Here is a 2,104-nt window from a genome sequence, read left to right on the forward strand (position 1 = left end):
CGGAACGCCTGTATGGAATGTAAAAATGATGGCCGGATATAGCCTGAATTATGGAACTGTAGATTATGCAAAGCAACTAGAATTTACAGAAGAAAATATTAGAAAAACGGCAATGACCTATCTCAACACTTCCTACCTGTGGGGTGGTAGAAGTGCTTTTGGCCTGGATTGTAGTGGGTTTACACAACAAGTATTTCAATATTTCAATATTCAATTACCACGTGATGCATACCAGCAGGCGGGGGTGGGCGGGTCGGTCGGTTTTCTACAGGAATGCCGATGTGGAGATTTAGCTTTTTTTGATAATGAAGAAGGCCGCATTACCCACGTCGGTATTATGTTAGATAAAGAAAACATTATACACGCATCTGGAAAAGTAAGAATCGATAAGATAGATGCGCAGGGGATTGTCCGCTTAGATACAAGTTTACATACCCACAAGTTGAGAATTATTAAAAGAGTTGTTTAAAAGTTTGGCTGCTAATTTGAAACCTGTTATCTTTGCAATCCGTTTGACAGAAGAGGTTTACATGTTGAACGAAAAAAGCGATAAAAATTTATTTATACATTATATCGCGAGGTAGAGCAGCGGTAGCTCGTCGGGCTCATAACCCGAAGGTCGGTGGTTCGATCCCGCCCCTCGCAACTAGTATTTTTATAGTACATTGATTTATAGACAGTTACGCAGAACCTAGCATTTATAGTTAACAACTTGAGTTAACAATTTAAAAATGTTAGAACATGTCAAAAAATCTTTGGACAGAGCCGCAGATAAAAAAAGGCTCACCCTCTTATGTCTGGTTTCGTTATTTTAACGAAGAAACGGGCAAATACAAATTAATTGTCCGGAAGGGTACGGCAAATGCTGCCGACCTCACGAAAGCCGAAACGGCGGCAGCGCTAGCTGCCTTATGCAAGGCTATTCGCTACAAGCTAAAAAATCAGGATTGGAATCCGATCAAGAAGACCTACAAAATTGAACAGGATATTCAAATCGATGATTTGAAAGAAATGACGTTCAGGCAGGCAATGAATTTTGCCTATGAAAAGAAATTGCCCGACTGGTCTTTAAAGTCCAGGCAGGATTACAAATCAACAAAGAAGTATATTCTACAGTCAGCCGAAAATTTAGGCTTCGATTTTAGGAATATTACCGAGCTGAAAAGGGCTCATTACTTGGCAATCTTGGAAGATATAACACTAAAAAGAAAGCTAGGCGCCAAGGGTTATAATCGTTTCAGGGAACATCTATGTACATTTCTTTCAAAAGTAGAGGAATACGAAATACTGGATTACAACCCGATCCTAAAAATTAAGACTAAGGAAACTATTAAAACATTTTCCCACCGGCCGCCTACACAAGCCGAAAGACTTTTAATTGTTAATGAATTAAAAGATAATCATCCAAACTATTTTCGTTTCGTATCTGTTCTGTACGGCACAACGCTACGACCAATTGAAATTGCAGGGTTGCAAATAAAAGATATCGATTATCTGAAACAAGCATTTATCCTGATGCCGATTGAGCGAAAAGCAGGAGAGGATGTTCAACAGGAAAAAACTAAAACGAAAATATACCGCGAAATAGCTATTCCAAACTGGTTAATGACCACATTATCGGAATTGAGACTAGGCAAGTATGATAAAGAATTTTACATTTTCGGTGCCGATTTTCTGCCAAGCAAAAAACGACTTTCAAAAAATGTGTCAACAACATACTGGAGAAATATAGTAAAAAATAAAAAAACGGGGCTAGGGTTGGACGTAGATCAGTACGGATTAAAGAAGCTTTCAGGTGACGATATGGTAGAATTAAAAATGCAGGAAGGAGTAAATGATTTATTAAAGATAGCACAATCGCAAATGGGGCATACTACCGAAGGAATGACAAGAAATTATATTACAAAAGAAAAAGAGATCATTGCAAAAGTAATTCGGGAAAAAATGCCGGAGCTTCCATTTCTTCGCCAAACGCCTTTATTTTAGCTGAAAAAATTGTACACCTCCTACCGACCCATTGTTCTATAAAAGGAGATTTAAAGACTTTAGTGGGATCAACGCAAAAACTTGTGGAAAGGGCATAATATTTTTACATTTGCGGCCT

General features: G+C 38.3%; 2 protein-coding genes and 1 tRNA gene. All 3 read left to right on the top strand.

All coding sequences use genetic code 11. The annotated features are described in order from the left end of the window. Window positions 1–469: C40 family peptidase (locus ACQR30_RS01785; protein WP_429730407.1), on the top strand; the 469-nt coding region annotated here is incomplete at its 5' end. A gap of 105 nt (window positions 470–574) precedes the next feature. Next, window positions 575–646 (top strand) — tRNA-Met (locus ACQR30_RS01790). Between the two features lie 95 nt (window positions 647–741). Further along, on the top strand, window positions 742–1,986 hold the full coding sequence (locus ACQR30_RS01795; protein WP_429730410.1) for a tyrosine-type recombinase/integrase: 1,245 nt from the start codon (window positions 742–744) through the stop codon (window positions 1,984–1,986). Window positions 1,987–2,104: the final 118 nt, after the last annotated feature.

The sequence above is a fragment of the Arachidicoccus sp. genome, assembly GCF_050436765.1.
Lineage (GTDB): Bacteria > Bacteroidota > Bacteroidia > Chitinophagales > Chitinophagaceae > Arachidicoccus.

Coding starts and splice junctions, on each gene's coding strand:
- ACQR30_RS01795 (WP_429730410.1), top strand. CDS start 742: ATGTCAAAAAATCTTTGGACAGAGCCGCAGATAAAAAAAGGCTCACCC.